Genomic DNA, 17,837 nt, shown 5'->3' on the forward strand with positions numbered 1-17,837 from the left:
ACCGTTCCCGTCGCGTCTGCCGAAAGTGCGAATCCCCGGTCCTGGAAAGGCGGCCACGACGAGAGCCGCTGCCCGCGGGAGCAGTCGGCACGCGACCACGCCGGAAGCGGGAACATCGCATCAGTTCAACAGGCCCGCTCGTTGCGCGAGCATCGCCGCCTGCACGCGGTTCTCGCAGCCGATCTTGGTGAAGACCCGGTAGAGGTGGGTTTTCACGGTGCCCTCGGTGACGAACAGCTGCGCGCTGATCTCCGCGTTCGACAGGCCCTGGGCCAGCAGGATCAGCACCTCGCGCTCGCGGCTGCTCAGCGACTCGACGCGGGCCAGGTCCGCCGGTGACACCGCCGGGGGCGCGGGCAGTCGGTCGAGGACCTGGCGGGTCACCTTCGGCGAGAGGAACGCCTCGCCCGCGGCCGCGGCCCGGACCGCGTTGGCCAGTTCGTCCGCGGCCGAGTCCTTGAGCAGGAAGCCGGCCGCGCCCGCGTGCAGCGCCTGCGCCACGTAGTCGTCCTCGCCGAACGTGGTCAGCATGACCACCTGCACGGCTGGTGCGATCCGGCGGATCTCGCGCAGCGCCGCGAGCCCGTCCAGGAGCGGCATGCGGATGTCGAGGAGCACCACGTCCGGCCGGTGCAGCAGCGTCAGGTCGATCGTCTGGCGGCCGTCGCCGGCCTGCGCGACCAGCTCGACGTCGCCGGCGGCCCGCAGGATCGTCTCGATCGCGGCGCGGACCAGGCGGTCGTCGTCGGCCAGCAGGACTCGAATCGGGTGGGTCATCGCATCGTCTCTCACGGCCGCCGGTCCAGGAACTCCTGTTTGTCTACCAGCGTGCCGTCCCGGAAGCAGAACCGGTACACGCGGTTGCGGCCGTCCGGGTCGAGCGGCGACGCCTGATAGTCGACGCACTCCGCGCCCGGCACGGCCCGGCCGCCGAGCACGTCGGTCAGCCCGGCCTCCGGATCCGGCAGCAGCTCCCGGACCTCCCGCTCGGGCCGGCCGACGCGGACCGACTCGTAGGTGTCCCGGTCCACCACGACCAGCGCGGCGGTCAGCCACAGCCCGGAGCAGCAGAGTGCCAGCACGCCGAGGATGCCGAGCGTGGTCGCTATCAGCGTGCGGCGGGACGTGCGCCGGTCCCGCGCGACCAGCTCGGCGAAGTCCGGCGCCGCGGCCGCGGGCGCCGGCACGCCGCCCGGGTACGGCAGCGTCGCCGCGAGCCGGAAACCGCCGTCCGGGGTGGGCCCGTGGTAGAGCATGCCGTGCGCGACCCGCACCCGTTCGGCCAGGCCGAGCAGACCCTGCCCGGACGTCTGCCGGGCCACGCGCTGCCCGGCCGTGTTCGTCACGCCGGCGACCAGCGCGTCCGGCTCGTAGCGCAGCGACACCACGATCGTGGCGCCGTGCGCGTGCCGGAGCGCGTTCGTCACGCCCTCCTGGATCACCCGGTACGCCGCGTGCTCGGTCAGCGGGGCCAGCGGCCGGGCCGTACCCTCGCGGATGATCTCGATCTGGGCGCCGGAGGCGCGGGCGCCGGCGCACAGTTCGTCCAGGCCGTCCAGCGACCGGACGGACGGCTGCTCGTCGTCCTGGCCGAGCAGCCCGAGAATCTGCCGCAGCTCGGTCATCGCGGCGGCGGACGTCTCGCGCAGCAGCTCCCCGTGCTCACCGGCGGGCTGCATGCCGGCGTAGAGCGAGATCAGCGTGAGCTTGTGGCCGAGCGAATCATGAAGATCACGAGCGATCCGGGTACGTTCCCGGGCCCGCGCCGCGCGCGCCACCTCGCCCTGCTGGGAGTACAGCTGCACATTGCGCCGGTGCATCGCGTCCAGCAGCACGCGCCGCCGCCGGACCATCCGCGCCACCCCGGCCGGGATCAGCGCGAACAGCGCGAACAGCGCGGAGGTGAGGACCAGGTCGGTCAGGTCGAGCCGCCCCTCCCAGAGCCCGATCGCGCCGGTGAACGCGGCCCAGCCCCCGGCCAGACCGGCTGCGACCTGCCAGGCGTGCGCGGCCCGGTACGCCAGCGACGCGCTCAGCACGATCAGCAGCATCGTGTTCGGCCCGCCGGTGACCAGGCCGGCCAGCGCGGCGGCCAGGTAGGCGGGCAGCGGGTGGCGCAGCCGCAGCAGCAGCACGACCGGTGCGGCGACGCCCTCCAGCCAGGGCGCGAGCGGGTGCACCGGGTCGGCGACCGCCGCGAACACCACCACGGCGGTCACCAGCACCGTCAGGCCGATCTCGTAGGCGAGCCGCCACCGGCCCGCCGACCTCAGCCGAGCGATCGCGGCCGCTGCCACTCCTCGCCCCGGACGTGCTCGGCGAGGAACGCCAGCACCGTCTCGTACCAGATCGCGCTGTGTCTCGGTTTCAGGATCCAATGGTTCTCATCCGGGAAGTAGAGGAAGCGGTGCCCGGTCTGCGACCGGGATTTCAGGTCCCACCAGAGGCGAAGACCCTCACCGATGGGTACGCGGTAGTCCTTGTCGCCGTGGATGACCAGCATCGGCGTGGTGATGTCGTCGGCCGAGTGGTGCGGCGAGTACGCCGCGGTCATCGCGTCGGTCATCTCGCGGGTCCAGTAGTCGGACGTGTCCGTGGTGCGGGCGAACTGGTCGAGCGCCCACAGCGACGCGTGCGTGACGATCGCGGCGAACCGGCCGGTGTGCCCGGCGATCCAGTTCGCCATGTAGCCGCCGAACGAGCCACCGAGCGCGGCCGTGCGGTTCGCGTCGATGTCCGCGCGCGCCTCGGCCGCGTCGGTGAGCGCCATCAGGTCGGTGTACGGCGCGTCGCCCCACCGGCCCCAGCCGCGGGCGATGAAGTCGCGGCCGTACCCGGTGGACAGCGCCGGGTCCGGCATCAGCACCGCGTAGCCGTGCGCGGTCAGCACCCACGGGTTCCACCGCCACGACCAGGCATTCCAGGACGCCTGCGGACCGCCGTGGATGAACAGCGCCAACGGTACGGGGTGGTCCTCGGCGGCGTCCGCGGGCAGCGCGAGCCAGGCGCGGATCCGGGTGCCGTCCGCGGCGGTCGCGGTGACCTCGTCCAGGCGTCCCGGCACCTCCGGGGCCTCGACCGGGCCGCGGAGCCGCGTCACGGCGCCGCCGTCGATCGGCACCCGGACCGGCGCCGGTGGCGTGTCCATGGTCGCGCGCAACGCGTAGATCCACCGGCCGTCCGGGGAGATCTCCACGTCGGTGTACGCGCCGTCGTCCGGCGTCAGGCGGGTGACCTGACCGTCCTCGGCGCCGACCCGCCACAGCGGGGCACGGCCGAGGTCGTCCGCGACCACGATCAGCGCGGTGCCGTCCGGCGTCCAGCGCGCCGAGTGCGGGCGGCGGTCCCAGTCCTTCGTGAGGTCGTGGACGTCGTGCCCGGTGGAGCCGGCCGGCACCACGGCCAGCCAGACGTCGCCCGGGTCGTCCGCGGTGGTCCGCCGGGAGACGGTGATCGCGACCCGGGTGCCGTCCGGGGACAGCCGCGGCGAGCCGTACTCCAGGTGCTCGTCCGAGGCGAGCGTGCGGCGCTCGCCGGTGGCCACGTCGATCGCGACCACGGTCGACCGGTGGCCACCGTGCGGCACCGGCACGGTCCACGACGAGACCAGCGTGCGCCCGTCCCGGCTCAGGTCCCAGCTCGCGTCGTCGTCCAGCGCGTAGCCGACGTGCCCGGTCAGGTCGCGCAGGTCGCCCCGCTCCACGTCCGCGCGGGCCAGCAGCCGGGTGCGGGCCGGGCCGAGGTCGTGGTCCCAGAACCGGACCGGGAACTCGTCGTGCAGGATCGCGGTCACGCCCGCGTCCGTCCGTGCGGTGCGGCGCTTCTCGTCGTCGTCGACGCCGGTGGACGACGGCAGCAGCGCGGAACCGAACACCAGGCCGCCGTCGTCCGCGACCACCACGCCGCGCACGCCGCCCCGCGGCCGGGCCAGCACCCGCGCGTCACCGCCACCGGCCGGCTGCCGCCACAGCGCCGCGGTCTCCTCGCCGTCGTCGCCGGTGGCGTCCGGCTCCGGCCGGGACGACACGAACAGCAGGTCGCCGTCGGGCATGAAACCGGCCGCGGATTCGCCGGCCCGGCTGCGGGTCAGGCGCCGGGCCGGGCGTTCACCGGCCGGGTCGACCTCCCAGAGCGCGGTCACGTACCGGTTCTTCCTCGGGTCCGGGGTGGCCACGCCGACCACGAGCCGGCCGCCGTCCGGGGAGAGCCGCAGGCCGCCGACCCTGGGCAGCGCCGCATAGGCGTCAAGGTTCCTGAAATCCGCGATCATGGATAGTTATTACCACTTTCCCGGCGGATCCGAGCGACCTCGGCGTGTGCCTCCAGCAACCCGGCGCCGGTCCGCTCGCGGTACAGCCGGACCGCGCGGACGTCCGCGCCACGGTCCAGCGCGGCCAGGACGTCCGCGCGCAGCGTCACCGGGTCGGCGCCGGGGTACCGGCCGTCCTCGCGCCGGCCGTCCGGGCGTTTGTGCAGGACCGCGGAGGCGATCAGCAGCAGGGTGCCGGTCGTGCCCAGGACCAGGACGATGGTGAACGTCATGCCGGACAGTCTGCCGACCGGGCCGGACCGCGCGCGTCGGTGGGAAGTCGTGCCCTGTTCTGCGACTTTCGTTGACCCGGCTGCCGATTGAGTCCGGTATTGAGCGCTACCGCTACGCTCGGTCGGCACCGCGTGGACAGGAGGAAATGTGACGAACATCGCCGTGCCTCTGGTCCAGTCCGGCCTTCCGTTCACCACCGTGCCCAACCTGATCACGCTGGTCCGGACCGTGGGCGCGGTCGCGCTCGCACTGGCCGCGCTCGTCACGGGCAGCTGGCCGCTGCTGATCGGCGCCTACGCGGTCTACTGGATCGGCGACACGCTGGACGGCATCGTGGCCCGCTGGCTGAAGCAGGAGACCCGGGCCGGCGCCGTCTTCGACATCATCAGCGACCGCGCGTGCACGTCCCTGTGCCTGGCCGCGCTGCTCACGCTGAAACCGGGCATGGTCGTCCCGCTGGCCATCTTCCTCGTCCAGTTCATGGTCCTCGACACCATGCTCAGCCTGTCGTTCCTGATGTGGGCGCTGGTATCGCCGAACTACTTCGCCGAGGTCGACCGGAGCGTCTACCGGTGGAACTGGTCCCCGCCCGCGAAGGTGCTGAACACGTCCGCGGTCGTCCTGCTGGTCCTGGTCTCCCCGTCCCCGCTCTACCCCGCTCTGCTCGCCGCCGCCGTGACCCTGGTCAAGATCGCCTCCATGGTCCGCATCGCCCGCCTGGTCTCGCCCGCCCGATGATCGCCGCCGTCCTCGCGGCGCTGGTGGTCGGCGCGGTGTCCGCGATCCTCCCGATCACCCCGGTCGAGCCGTACCTGATCGGCGTGGTCGCGGCCACCGACGAACCCCCGATCCCGCTCGGCATCGCGGCCGGGATCGGCCAGACCGCGGGCAAACTGCTGCTGTTCGGCACCGTCCGCGGCGCGGTCCGGTCGGAGCGCCTGCGGGCGCTGATCGCCCGGAAGGTCCCGGCCCGCCCGGCCGGCACCGGGCGAACCCGGGTGCTGCTGGAACGGACGCGGGTCGTGATGCAGACACTGGACCGGCCGCGTCAGGCGGTGCCGATCCTGTTCGCGAGCGCATTTCTCGGCTTCCCACCATTGTTGCTCGTGACGGTGTACGCCGCGCGGGGACCGATGTCGGTGACGATGTTCACCGCGGTGTGCCTGGCCGGGCGGTGCGCACGCTTCGTGGCGATCGCGTTGGCACCGGCGGCGTTGCTGGAGTCACCGTTCCTCGGGCATTGATGCGACGGCCGACCGACGACAGAATTGGCCCTGGAAAGGCCAAGGCGCCTCCGCCGGACCCCGAGCTCCAGGGCCGGAAAGCGCACATTTCCGGCCGGTCCGTTCGAGTTTCGTGCCGGGCCGGACTGGTTCTCGCGCACCCCGGATGCGCGGCGGCGGCAATCTGCACGGTGCGCACTTCACACAAAGCCCACCGCATCGCCGCTACGCGACGCGACTATCGCCGTAGCGGGTAAACGCTGACCAGCCGGACAGGCGCGTGACGGCCGCGATGCGCCGTCCGCATCGGCACGGACGGCCGAGGTGAGGCGCCCGGATCAGCACCGACGGCCGGGATGAGGCGCCCGGATCAGCACTCATGGCCGAACCCCGCGCATGATCGACAACGCGGCGACAGGCGCCTGAGAAGCGATCAAGAATCAAAGCGTTACCCTCGCGCCCCGACGCCGGAAATATCACCCTATTGCGGCGTTCAGCGATAAGATCAGCAGCCGCCATCGAGCCATAAATCGACCCAGCAAACCTAAGCGATCAATCAGTGGAGCAAAAAGGAGATCATTTAGCGAAGTTGATATCCTTTTCGCTCCACTGATTGATCACTCAGGCCCGGTAAGCACTCCATAGCGAGATCCGCACCACGCGCGCCGCAATCCCACGGCACCATATACCGACATTCCCGGCACAGAATCGACAAGCGCCCCACCGGCCCACCGGCCCACCGCAACGAGATACCGGCGCCGTCCGACGACCACTTCAGACGACCGAAAACAGCCACCACCGACACAAGGAGATCACCTTCCGCCCACCGGGAACGGAACCCGCCTTCGATGTCCTGAGCGCGCACCGCGCAAACCGCCACCGCCTGGCTGCCCCGTCTGCTGTCGACCACCCTTGGGGTGCAGATCATCGGCAGGGCCGCCACCCCCACCCAACCGCAACAAAGGCATGTCCGGCGCCCCAGCGCCGGACATGCCGACCCCCAGACCCCGAAAGCCCTCGCCTCCCCCCGGAGCCGAGACCCGCCGGAGGCCCGCCGCAGACCTTCCCCCCACCAACGGCCCCCGTCAAACCCCCCGCCGGTACGCAGTCGGCCCACACCCGTACGCCCGCTGGAACGCCGCCGCAAACCGGCTGGCGCTCCCGTACCCGCACATCAGCGCGATCCGATGCACCGGCAGCGTCCCCCCGCGGAGCAGTTCCGCGGCCGCCTCCAGCCGCAGCCGGGACAGGTACCGGTGCGGCGTCAGCCCGGTCGTCCGCGCGAACATCCGCAGGAAGTGGTACTTCGACAGGTTCACCAGCGCCGCCAGCTCGTCCAGCGACACATCGTCCGCCAGATGCGCGCGCATGTACGACACGACCAGTTCCCGGTCAGCCGCGCCCAGCGGTGCCGCCGCGACCGGCCCCGCCGCCGCGTTCACCCGATAGGCGAGATGCGCGACCAGCCCTTGCGCGACCGCGTCCGCGTACAACCCGGGAGCACCGGCGTCGAGCGCGTCGCCCAGCGCACGAGCCGCCGCGCTGACGTACGGGTCGTCGATCGTCAGCGCGTCCGGGAACGCCCCGGTGCCCGGTAGCAGTCCCGGGTCGAGGCGCAGGTGCAGCGACCGCATCGGCCCCGCCGCGGTCGCGCGCCAGCGGAGTTCGCTGCGGTTGCCGGGTGCGGTCACGCCGATCGAGCCGGGCCGGTACGCGGCCCGGTGCCAGGTGCGCCCGTGCCGGCTCTCGATCCGGTAGCGGCCGTCCGTGACCAGGACCAGCAGCAGCTCCGGGACGCGGGTGGCGAACGCCTCGGTCTCGGCCGGGTCGTCGTAGACCGCGGCGTGCACGCGCCGCCACCCGAGTCCGTCGCTGCCGGCCAGCCGCCGCGACGGCAGCGCCTCGATGGTCATGCACCGACCCTATTCCGGCATCACGTGATGCCGTCCGAGCGGCAGCATCAGCGGCTTGCCCGACGTCGGGTCCGGGATGATCCGGCTGTCCAGGCCGAAGACCGCGCGCACGCAGTCCTCGGTGAGCACGTCCGCCGGGTCGCCGGCCGCGTGTACGGTGCCGCCGGCCAGCGCGATCAGGTGGTCGGCGTAGCGGGCGGCCAGGTTGAGGTCGTGCAGCACCATCACGATGGTGGTGCCGCGGGACCGGTTCAGGTCGGTGAGCAGGTCCAGCACCTCGACCTGGTGGCTGACGTCGAGGAACGTGGTGGGCTCGTCGAGCAGCAGCACGTCGGTCTGCTGGGCGAGCGCCATCGCGATCCAGACGCGTTGCCGCTGGCCACCGGAGAGTTCGTCGACGGCCCGGTCCGCGAGTTCGGCGGTGTGCGTGGCGTCCAGCGCGGCCGCGACCGCCACGTCGTCGTCCTTCGACCACCGGGACAGCATGCGCTGGTGCGGGTGCCGGCCGCGGCCGACCAGGTCGGAGACCGTGATGCCCTCCGGCGCGGTCGGCGACTGCGGCAGCAGGCCGAGCGTGCGGGCGAGTTCCTTGGCCGGCATGCGGTGCACCTGGCGGCCGTCCAGCAGCACGTGGCCGGTGCGCGGCGCGAGCAGCCGGGACATCGAGCGCAGCAGCGTGGACTTGCCGCACGCGTTCGCGCCCACGATCGCGGTGATCTTCGCGGGTGGGAACGCCAGGTCGAGGTCGTTGATGACGACGCGTTCCTTGTAGCCGAGCGTGAGGTTCTCGGCCTGCAGCGTGTGGTCGGTGGTCACAGCGAGCCTCCGGCCCGGTTGGTGCGGATGAGCAGGTAGAGCAGGTACGGCGCGCCGAGCACGCCGGTGACGACGCCGACCGGGTAGCGGATGTCCAGCGCGTACTGCCCGGCGAAGTCCGCGACGAGCACGAGCAGGGCACCGACCAGCGCCGACGGTACGAGCAGCGACGCACCCGGCCCGATGATGCGCGACGCGATCGGCCCGGCCAGGAACGCCACGAACGCGATCGGCCCGCACGCCGCGGTGGCGAACGCGATCACGCCGACCGCCGCGACGATCAGCGTGATCCGGGTGACCTCCAGCCGGATGCCGAGCGCCGCGGCCATGTCGTCGCCGAGCTGCAGCATGAACAGGTTGCGGCCCTGGCCGAGCAGGACCGGGCCGAGCACCAGCAGCGCGATCGCGACCGGGACGGTCTCGCCCCAGCTCGTACCGTTGAGGCTGCCGGTCAGCCAGCGCAGCACCTCCTGCAGGTCCCACTGGGACGCGGTGGACAGCACGTACGAGGTGGCGCTCTGCAGCATCGCGGCCATGCCGATGCCGATCAGCACCAGGCGGGTGCCGGACACGCCGTCCCGGAACGACATCAGGTAGATGATCAGGGCCACGCCCAGCCCGGCCGCGATCGCGAACGTGGAGGTGGCGGTCTCGCTCAGCCCCAGCGTGACGATCGCGAACGCGGCGGCCGCACTCGCGCCGGAGCTGATCCCGATGATGTCCGGGCTGGCCAGCGGGTTGCGCAGCATGGTCTGGAAGGTGACGCCACCGAGGCCGAAGCAGAGGCCGGCGAGCAGCGCGAGCGTGGCCCGCGGCAGCCGCAGCGTGCCGACCGTGAACGTGGCGCCGGGCACGGTCTCGCCGAGGATCACCCGGAACACGTCGTCCGGCGGGTAGAACGTCCGGCCGAACATGATGTTCACGGCGTACATGGCCAGGACCAGAAGACCGAGCACGACCAGCACGGTACGGCGGCGCCGGGCACGCCGAACCCGGCCGCGCGTCACGGCCTCGAGTGTCGTGGTGCTCACAGCTCGCGTACCTTCTGCCGGCGGACGATGTAGATGAAGAACGGCGCGCCGATCAGCGCGGTGATGATGCCGACCTCGACCTCCTGCGGCCGGTCGACCACCCGCCCGACCACGTCGGAGACGGTGAGCAGCGCGGCGCCGAGGAGCGCGGCGAACGGCAGGATCCAGCGGTGGTCGAGCCCGATCAGCAGCCGGCACACGTGCGGCACGATCAGTCCGATGAACATGATCGGGCCGGTGACCGCGGTGGCGGCGCCGCAGAGCACGACCGCGCCGAGCGCCGCGACGCCGCGGGCCAGCGCGACCCGCTCGCCGAGCCCGGTGGCGAGTTCGTCGCCGAGCGCGAGCGAGTTCAGCGGGCGCGCGGAGAGCAGGCAGATCACGAACCCGGCCAGCAGGAACGGGCCGACCAGCCGGATGTTCTCCCAGCTGCCGCCGCCCACGCCGCCGATCTGCCAGTCCTGGAACCGATCGGAGACGTCGGCGCGAGGCAGGATGACCGCGGTGATCAGCGAGGTGAGCGCGGCCGTGGTCGCGGTGCCGGCCAGCGCGAGTTTGAGCGGTGTGGCGCCGCCCCGGCCGAGCGAACCGACCGCGTAGACGAAGATCGCGGAGAGCGCCGCGCCGAGGATCGCCACCCAGATCACGCCGACCGCGGAGGCCAGGCCGAACGTGGTCATGCCGACCACGACCGCGAGTGAGGCGCCCATGTTGACGCCGAGGATGCCGGGGTCGGCGAGCGGGTTGCGGGTCACGCCCTGCATCACCGCGCCGGACACCGCCAGCGCGGCGCCGACGATGACGGCCAGCAGCGTGCGTGGCACGCGCTTGAGCACCGCGGCCTGGTCGATCGTCTCGGAGTGGCCGGCCACACCGTCGACGATCGCGTCCCAGCCGACGATCCGGGAGCCGAACGCGACGGACGCGAGCATCGCCATGCCGACCACGGCCAGCGCGACGAGGAACCAGAACAGACGGACGCGGGCCGGACGCCGCACCACGGCGACGTCCGGCTCCTTTTCGAGAAGCGTCATGACACCTTGGCGGCGGCGTCGGCGAGCAGCTTGACGTACTCGTCGACGATGTACGGCACGGCGAGCGGCGTCGGGTTCGCGGCCGCACCGACCGTGGACGTGCCGACCAGCGCCACGACCGAGCCGCGCTTGACCGCCGGGATCTTCGACAGCAGCGGGTCGGCCTGCATCTTCGCCACCATGTCGGCGTCGCCGTAGGTCACGATGATGTCGACGTCGGCGAGCTTGTCGACCTGCTCCGCGCTGACCGAGAGCGCGAACTGGTCGGTGGTGCCGGACAGCTCCGCGATGCTCGGCGGCGTCGTCAGGCCCAGGTCCGCGAAGTACGCGCCCCGCGTGTCGTGCGTGGTGTAGAAGCTGAACTTGCTCAGGTCCGTCTGGTCGACGTGCGTCATGAACATCGCGGACTTGCCGGCCAGCGCCGGGTGCTTCGCGGTCGCGGCCTTGATCTGGCCCTCGATCTCCGCGATCAGCGCGTCGCCCTGCGCGGAGAGGCCGAGCGCCTTGCTCTCCAGCTTGATCCAGTCACGCCACGGCGTGGCCCACGCGGTGGTCGGGTACGCCACGGTCGGCGCGATCTGGCTCAGCGTGTCGTAGTCCTGCTGGGTCAGCCCGGAGTACGCGGCGAGGATGACGTCCGGCTTGGTGTTCGCCACCGCCTCGAAGTCGATGCCGTCGGTCTCGTCGAAGAGCACCGGGGCCGCGCCGCCGAGCTCCTTGAGCTTGTCCGAGGCCCACGGCAGGTAGCCGTCGCCGTCCTCGTCCGCGAAGTTGGCCTTGGCCAGGCCGACCGGTACGACGCCGAGCGCGAGCGGAACCTCGTGGTTGGCCCACGCGACGGTCGCTACCCGCACCGGCTTCGCCGGGATCGTGGTGGTGCCGAGCGCGTGCGTGACCGTGACCGGGAACGTGTCGCCGGCCGGAGCGGCGGAACCGCCGGCCGCGGGGGTCTCTTCGCTGTCGGACCCACAGGCGGTCAGGGCGACCGCCGCCACGACGGCGACGACCCCGGCCAGGAACCGGTGTGAGCGCATAAGGGGAACTCCACTCTCATTCACTAAGGGATGCCTAACCTAACACCTCCCCTGCGTACGGTCATGATCCACCCCGAGTTTGTGATCACCACGTGTCCCAGTGGATGACCTCGTCGGGCGCGGGTCGCGGCGCCGGATTGAAGTCCGTGCCCTTGGTGAACGCGACCGGGGTCAGCACCGCCTGCGCCACGGTGTCGAACGGGATGCCGAGAATGCCGGCCACGTCGCGCTCACGCGCCTTGTGCATGGACGTCCACGCGGTGCCGAGCCCGCGCGCCCGCGCCGCCAGCATGAAGCTCCACATCCCGGGCATGATGTTGCCGACGCTCGCCTCCGCGTACCTCCGGTTCGGCGCCTCCACGCAGCCAGCACCAGCACCGGCGCGTCGCCCAGGTGTTCGCCGAGGAAGTCCGCGGAGCGCGCCACCCGGGCCTGCACGCGATCCCGCTCCGGGTCACCGGTCGGGTTGCCCGGGTAGGCCGGCGACGCCTTGTAATCGGCGTAGACCTCGCGGTAGACGTCGCCGACCGCGCGCCGCTTCGCCTCGTCGCACACCACCACGAAGCGCATGGTGACCACATTGGAGCCGGACGGCGCCTGCAGCGCCATCGCGACGCACTCGCGGATCAGGTCGTCCGGCACCGGGCGGGTCAGGTCGAGTCGCTTGCGGACCGCGCGAGTGGTGGAGAGCAGCTGGTCAGGGTCAAGATCGAGCAGGGCCATACCCGCACGCTAGACCGGCCGCCACCCGGATGTGTCAGCCGGCGGACCATCCGGCGTCCGCGCATGCGGCGGCGAGGCCGTCCGCCGCCTCGTCCCACTCCCGGTCGGAGTCGTTGGCCTTGCGGCCGAGCGCGGAGGCGCTGTCCGCGATCCGGGAGTTGTCGGTGCGCCGGGCGGACGCCATCACGTTGTCCGCCAGCGACAGCCGCGGGCCCTTGCTGTCCGCGGCGTCCCGGCCGGCCGCGAAGTCGGCGCATGCCTGCCGCGCCGGCTCGTCCAATGTGCCCGGTTCCGACGTTTCCGGGGACCGACCGGCGAGCAGACCCCAGGCCACAGCCGCAGCGGCGACCACCAGGATGATCACCATCTGCCGGCTGGGCTTGAACTTCAGCTTCACCTTCTCAACGTAGCGTGCGACCCGGCGATCGCGTGCTTTCACTCACGGTCAGTCGCGCGCGTCGCCTGGTCGAAGGGCAGCCGGTCGAAGATCGTGACCGCCTCGCGGATCAGCCCGTCCCGGATGACCAGACGGTCCGAGCCGCGGCTCACCGGCACCGGCCGCGTCGCCGTGACGTAATGCACGGCCGCACCGTCCGCGCCGCCGTAGACCGCGGTGATCTCCGCGGAGGTCATCAACCCCATGAAACGCTCCAGGAACCCACGGTACGCATCCGCACCCTCGAACCGCCCGGCCGGCGCCTCCAGCACGACGTCCTCCGCCACGTACGCCATCGCGGCGTCCAGGTCCCGTGCCATCCAGGCCGTGGCGTACCCCTCGGCGATCGCGGTGTTCTCGCTCATGTTCTCTCCCTCTGTCGTGCGTTCGGAGAGATCATGTCGCGGATACATGACACAGTCCGTCATGTATTACCGATCACGAACCCGCGGGGGTACGCCGATGCGCTCCGACCGTCTGCTGTCACTGCTCCTGCTGCTGCAGACACATGGGCGGCTGCCCGCGCCGGAGCTGGCACGCCGCCTCGAGGTGTCGGTGCGGACCGTGCTCCGGGACGTGGAGGCGCTCTCCGCGGCCGGCATCCCGGTCTACACCGAGCGCGGGCGGCACGGCGGCATCGCGCTGCTGGCCGGCTTCCGCACGGACGTGACCGGCATGACCGCGGACGAGGCCCGCGCACTGTTCGTTCTGCTCACCGGCGACACACACGCAGCCCTCGGGCTCGGTGCCGCGGCCGGGTCGGCGCTTCGCAAGATCATGGCGGCGTTGCCCGCGCCGCACCGGGAGGCGGCCGACCTGGTGGCACGCCGGATCATCGTGGACCCCGTCCGGTGGCGTACCGGCGCGTCGTCCGTGGACCTGTCCACACTGCAGGAGGCCGTCTTCACCGATCGGCGGCTGCGCCTGCGCTACCGCTCCGGCGACGCGTCCGCGCCCACCGACCGGGTGGTGGACCCCTACGGCCTGGTGGAGAAGGCCGGTGTCTGGTACCTCGTGGCGGACCGGGACGGCGCCCCGCGCCTGTACCGCGCGGACCGCGTGGTGGACGCGGAGGTGATGGACGCGCCGGCGGATCGGCGGCACACCACGCTGGCAGCCGAGTGGGAGACGCTCAGGGCGCGGGTCGACGAATTCCCGGCCCGGTTGACCGTCCGGGTGCGGGTCGCGCCGGCGGCACTGGCCCGGTTCGCGCTGTTGCACCGGGCTGAGCTGGTCTCCGCGGTGCCGGCGAAGGCGACGGAAGCGGTCGAGGTCGAGCTGCGCTTCGCGGCCCTGCCGGCCGCGCGCACGCTGCTCGCGTTCGGCACCGATGTAACGGTGCTGTCGCCCGAGTCGGTCATCGCCGATCTCGCCGAGGTCTCCGCCGCCACCGCGGCCCACTATGCCAACCATCGGCACAGGTCCGGGGCCTGAAAACACATCAGGGCCACCCCGGATGGGGTGGCCCTGATCATGAAGAAGTCCGGCGGCGTCCTACTCTCCCACACCCTCCCGAGTGCAGTACCATCGGCGCTGAAAGGCTTAGCTTCCGGGTTCGGAATGTAACCGGGCGTTTCCCTCTCGCTATAACCGCCGTAACACTATGAACTTAACCGGTGGATCGTCACGGTTGTTTGTTCAGATATCACACAGTGGACGCGTAGCAAACTTTGCACGTTTAATGTAGTCAAGTCCTCGGCCTATTAGTACCGGTCAACTCAACACGTTACCGTGCTTACATCTCCGGCCTATCAACCCAGTCATCTACTGGGAGCCTTACCCCACCGAAGTGGGTGGGATACCTCATCTTGAAGCGAGCTTCCCGCTTAGATGCTTTCAGCGGTTATCCCTTCCGAACGTAGCCAACCAGCCATGCCCATGGCAGGACAACTGGCACACCAGAGGTTCGTCCGTCCCGGTCCTCTCGTACTAGGGACAGCCCTTCTCAAGTATCCTACGCGCGCGGCGGATAGGGACCGAACTGTCTCACGACGTTCTAAACCCAGCTCGCGTACCGCTTTAATGGGCGAACAGCCCAACCCTTGGGACCTGCTACAGCCCCAGGATGCGACGAGCCGACATCGAGGTGCCAAACCATCCCGTCGATATGGACTCTTGGGGAAGATCAGCCTGTTATCCCCGGGGTACCTTTTATCCGTTGAGCGACACCGCTTCCACACGCAAGTGCCGGATCACTAGTCCCGACTTTCGTCCCTGCTCGACCCGTCAGTCTCACAGTCAAGCTCCCTTGTGCACTTACACTCAACACCTGATTGCCAACCAGGCTGAGGGAACCTTTGGGCGCCTCCGTTACCCTTTAGGAGGCAACCGCCCCAGTTAAACTACCCACCAGACACTGTCCCTGAACCCGATAAGGGCCCGAAGTTAGATACCCAGATCAACCAGAGTGGTATTTCAAGATTGCCTCCACCCGAACTGGCGTCCGAGCTTCACCGGCTCCCACCTATCCTACACAAGCCAACCCAAATACCAATGTCAAGCTATAGTAAAGGTCCCGGGGTCTTTCCGTCCTGCCGCGCGTAACGAGCATCTTTACTCGTACTGCAATTTCGCCGGGCCTGTGGTTGAGACAGTGGGGAAGTCGTTACGCCATTCGTGCAGGTCGGAACTTACCCGACAAGGAATTTCGCTACCTTAGGATGGTTATAGTTACCACCGCCGTTTACTGGCGCTTAAGTTCTCAGCCTCGCCCTTACGGGCTAACCGGTCCCCTTAACGTTCCAGCACCGGGCAGGCGTCAGTCCATATACATCGTCTTACGACTTCGCATGGACCTGTGTTTTTAGTAAACAGTCGCTTCCCCCTGCTCTCTGCGGCCATACCACGCTCCACCAGCAAGTGGCTTCACGCGTCCGGCCCCCCTTCTCCCTAAGTTACGGGGGCAATTTGCCGAGTTCCTTAACCACAGTTCACCCGTCGCCTCGGTATTCTCTACCTGACCACCTGTGTCGGTTTAGGGTACGGGCCGCTCAAAGCTCGCTAGAGGCTTTTCTCGGCAGCATAGGATCACTGACTTCACCTGAATCGGCTCGGCATCACGTCTCAGCCTATATGCGTCACGGATTTGCCTATGACACGGCCTACACGCTTACCCCGGCACAACCACTCACCGGGCTCAGCTACCTTCCTGCGTCACCCCATCGCTTGCCTACTACCCACCAGGATCCCAGACTCCCCTTTATCAGTCCGAAGACGTCAATCAGTTCGCGTGGTTAGCACAGTGAGGTTCGGCAGGGACGCTTCTTCGCGGGTACGGGAATATCAACCCGTTGTCCATCGACTACGCCTCTCGGCCTCGCCTTAGGTCCCGACTCACCCAGGGCGGATTAGCCTGGCCCTGGAACCCTTGGTCATCCGGCGGAAGGGATTCTCACCCTTCATTCGCTACTCATGCCTGCATTCTCACTCGTCCAGCGTCCACCACTCGGTCACCCGGCAGCTTCACCCGCTGAACGACGCTCCCCTACCCATCCACACAAAGTGTGAATGCCACAGCTTCGGCGGTGTACTTGAGCCCCGCTACATTGTCGGCGCGGAACCACTTGACCAGTGAGCTATTACGCACTCTTTAAAGGGTGGCTGCTTCTAAGCCAACCTCCTGGTTGTCAATGCGATCCCACATCCTTTTCCACTTAGCACACGCTTAGGGGCCTTAGCTGGCGATCTGGGCTGTTTCCCTCTCGACTACGAAGCTTATCCCCCGCAGTCTCACTGCCACGCTCTCACTTACCGGCATTCGGAGTTTGGCTGACTTCAGTAACCTTGTAGGGCCCCTAGGCCATCCAGTGCTCTACCTCCGGCAAGAAACACGCAACGCTGCACCTAAATGCATTTCGGGGAGAACCAGCTATCACGGAGTTTGATTGGCCTTTCACCCCTAACCACAGGTCATCCCCCAACTTTTCAACGTTGGTGGGTTCGGCCCTCCACACGGTCTTACCCGCGCTTCAGCCTGCCCATGGCTAGATCACCCCGCTTCGGGTCTAGAACATGCGACTCGAACGCCCTCTTCAGACTCGCTTTCGCTACGGCTACCCCACCCGGGTTAACCTCGCCACATGCCACTAACTCGCAGGCTCATTCTTCAAAAGGCACGCCGTCACCCCAAAAGGCTCCGACGGATTGTAGGCGAACGGTTTCAGGTACTATTTCACTCCCCTCCCGGGGTACTTTTCACCATTCCCTCACGGTACTCGTCCGCTATCGGTCACCAGGAAGTATTCAGCCTTACCAGGTGGTCCTGGCAGATTCACAGCAGATTTCAGGAGTCCGCTGCTACTCGGGTGCCATCACGAAAGATCGACTATTTTCACGTACCGGACTTTCACCGTCTACGGCCAGACATTCCAGACTGTTCCGTTAACAATCGACTTTGTAACTTTCGTCCACCATGTCAGTAATGGAAAGATGGTCCCACGACCCCGATAACGCAACCCCTGACAGGTATCACGCGATATCGGTTTAGGCTAGATCCGCTTTCGCTCGCCACTACTCGCGGAATCACATGTTGTTTTCTCTTCCTGCGGGTACTGAGATGTTTCACTTCCCCGCGTTCCCTCCACGTATCCTATGAATTCAGATACGGGTGACGTCACATGACTGACGCCGGGTTCCCCCATTCGGAAATCCTGGGATCACAGCTCGGTTGACAGCTCCCCCAGGCGTATCGTCGCCTCCCACGTCCTTCATCGGCTCCTGGTGCCAAGGCATCCACCGTTCGCCCTTGACAACTTGACCTACAGAAAACAAAGATGCTCGCGTCCACTGTGCAATTCTCAACAAACAACCAACCCACAACCACCACACACAACACCAGCCCGAAAACATTCGGCGGTATGTCGCGCAAGGTCATGCCTGGCGTTCAGTTCCTCGAAGACCCAACCTCACGGTTGTTCCTTCAGGACTCAACAGGGTGCTAATCGAATCGTGCTAGCCGCACCGAACCCTCGCACCGTTCCTTCCCCATCGCTGAGGTGTACTAGGCAGGTCGGCCGTTGCCGGCTCTCATCTCGGCCAGTGTCTCCGCCTATGAGCACCCCGATCCGGCATTCGCGGACCGCGGG

The 17,837-nt window shown here is 68.8% G+C and carries 14 protein-coding genes, 2 rRNA genes and 1 pseudogene; 3 read left to right on the forward strand and 14 right to left on the reverse strand.

Annotated features, from left to right (window positions below):
• Positions 1-120: 120 nt before the first annotated feature.
• From J2S42_RS09930 to J2S42_RS09945, 4 genes are read right to left on the reverse strand one after another with little or no spacing between them, the layout of a single operon-like run.
• Positions 121-777 carry a response regulator transcription factor gene (locus tag J2S42_RS09930; RefSeq protein ID WP_307237822.1) on the reverse strand — a complete coding sequence of 219 codons (657 nt, stop codon included), beginning with the start codon at positions 775-777 and terminating at the stop codon, positions 121-123.
• Between the two features lie 11 nt (positions 778-788).
• On the reverse strand, positions 789-2,297 hold the full coding sequence (locus J2S42_RS09935; protein ID WP_307237824.1) for a sensor histidine kinase: 1,509 nt from the start codon (positions 2,295-2,297) through the stop codon (positions 789-791).
• Positions 2,270-4,270 carry a S9 family peptidase gene (locus J2S42_RS09940; protein ID WP_307237826.1) on the reverse strand — a complete coding sequence of 667 codons (2,001 nt, stop codon included), beginning with the start codon at positions 4,268-4,270 and terminating at the stop codon, positions 2,270-2,272. Before J2S42_RS09940 ends, J2S42_RS09935 begins: the two co-directional genes overlap by 28 nt.
• Entirely contained in the window at positions 4,267-4,542 is a 276-nt protein-coding gene (locus J2S42_RS09945; protein ID WP_307237828.1) for a hypothetical protein, read from the reverse strand. The genes J2S42_RS09940 and J2S42_RS09945 overlap by 4 nt, the downstream gene beginning before the upstream one ends.
• A gap of 148 nt (positions 4,543-4,690) precedes the next feature.
• Between J2S42_RS09945 and J2S42_RS09950 the strand changes: the two genes are divergently transcribed.
• Positions 4,691-5,281 carry a CDP-alcohol phosphatidyltransferase family protein gene (locus J2S42_RS09950; protein WP_307237830.1) on the forward strand — a complete coding sequence of 197 codons (591 nt, stop codon included), beginning with the start codon at positions 4,691-4,693 and terminating at the stop codon, positions 5,279-5,281.
• Positions 5,278-5,787 (forward strand): hypothetical protein, encoded by a 510-nt coding sequence (locus J2S42_RS09955; protein ID WP_307237832.1) that lies wholly within the window; start codon positions 5,278-5,280, stop codon positions 5,785-5,787. Before J2S42_RS09950 ends, J2S42_RS09955 begins: the two co-directional genes overlap by 4 nt.
• Positions 5,788-6,851: 1,064 nt before the next feature.
• Here J2S42_RS09955 and J2S42_RS09960 read toward each other — a convergent pair.
• From J2S42_RS09960 to J2S42_RS10000, 8 genes and pseudogenes are all read right to left on the reverse strand, one after another.
• Complete coding sequence (locus J2S42_RS09960; protein ID WP_307237834.1) at positions 6,852-7,679, reverse strand: helix-turn-helix domain-containing protein; 828 nt, start codon at positions 7,677-7,679, stop codon at positions 6,852-6,854.
• A gap of 9 nt (positions 7,680-7,688) precedes the next feature.
• Complete coding sequence (locus J2S42_RS09965; RefSeq protein WP_307237837.1) at positions 7,689-8,495, reverse strand: ABC transporter ATP-binding protein; 807 nt, start codon at positions 8,493-8,495, stop codon at positions 7,689-7,691.
• Positions 8,492-9,526 (reverse strand): FecCD family ABC transporter permease, encoded by a 1,035-nt coding sequence (locus tag J2S42_RS09970; protein WP_307237839.1) that lies wholly within the window; start codon positions 9,524-9,526, stop codon positions 8,492-8,494. Before J2S42_RS09970 ends, J2S42_RS09965 begins: the two co-directional genes overlap by 4 nt.
• Complete coding sequence (locus tag J2S42_RS09975; protein ID WP_307237841.1) at positions 9,523-10,560, reverse strand: FecCD family ABC transporter permease; 1,038 nt, start codon at positions 10,558-10,560, stop codon at positions 9,523-9,525. Before J2S42_RS09975 ends, J2S42_RS09970 begins: the two co-directional genes overlap by 4 nt.
• Positions 10,557-11,594 (reverse strand): iron-siderophore ABC transporter substrate-binding protein, encoded by a 1,038-nt coding sequence (locus tag J2S42_RS09980; protein ID WP_307237843.1) that lies wholly within the window; start codon positions 11,592-11,594, stop codon positions 10,557-10,559. The genes J2S42_RS09975 and J2S42_RS09980 overlap by 4 nt, the downstream gene beginning before the upstream one ends.
• Positions 11,595-11,679: 85 nt before the next feature.
• Positions 11,680-12,317 (reverse strand): annotated as a pseudogene (locus J2S42_RS41940) (nitroreductase family protein).
• Between the two features lie 34 nt (positions 12,318-12,351).
• The gene (locus J2S42_RS09995; RefSeq protein ID WP_307237846.1) at positions 12,352-12,714 is read right to left on the reverse strand and encodes a hypothetical protein; all 363 of its coding nucleotides are present in this window, start codon (positions 12,712-12,714) and stop codon (positions 12,352-12,354) included.
• 38 nt (positions 12,715-12,752) lie between these two features.
• Entirely contained in the window at positions 12,753-13,118 is a 366-nt protein-coding gene (locus J2S42_RS10000) for a nuclear transport factor 2 family protein (RefSeq protein WP_307237848.1), read from the reverse strand.
• Positions 13,119-13,215: 97 nt separating this feature from the next.
• Here J2S42_RS10000 and J2S42_RS10005 point away from each other — a divergent pair, with 97 nt between their 5' ends.
• The gene (locus J2S42_RS10005) at positions 13,216-14,187 is read left to right on the forward strand and encodes a helix-turn-helix transcriptional regulator (RefSeq protein WP_307237850.1); all 972 of its coding nucleotides are present in this window, start codon (positions 13,216-13,218) and stop codon (positions 14,185-14,187) included.
• 47 nt (positions 14,188-14,234) lie between these two features.
• On the opposite strand, the gene rrf is transcribed toward J2S42_RS10005, so the two are convergent.
• A 5S ribosomal RNA gene (gene rrf / locus J2S42_RS10010) occupies positions 14,235-14,351 on the reverse strand.
• A gap of 85 nt (positions 14,352-14,436) precedes the next feature.
• Positions 14,437-17,511: ribosomal RNA gene (locus J2S42_RS10015) — 23S ribosomal RNA — on the reverse strand.
• Positions 17,512-17,837: the final 326 nt, after the last annotated feature.

This window comes from Catenuloplanes indicus (assembly GCF_030813715.1).
GTDB lineage: Bacteria > Actinomycetota > Actinomycetes > Mycobacteriales > Micromonosporaceae > Catenuloplanes > Catenuloplanes indicus.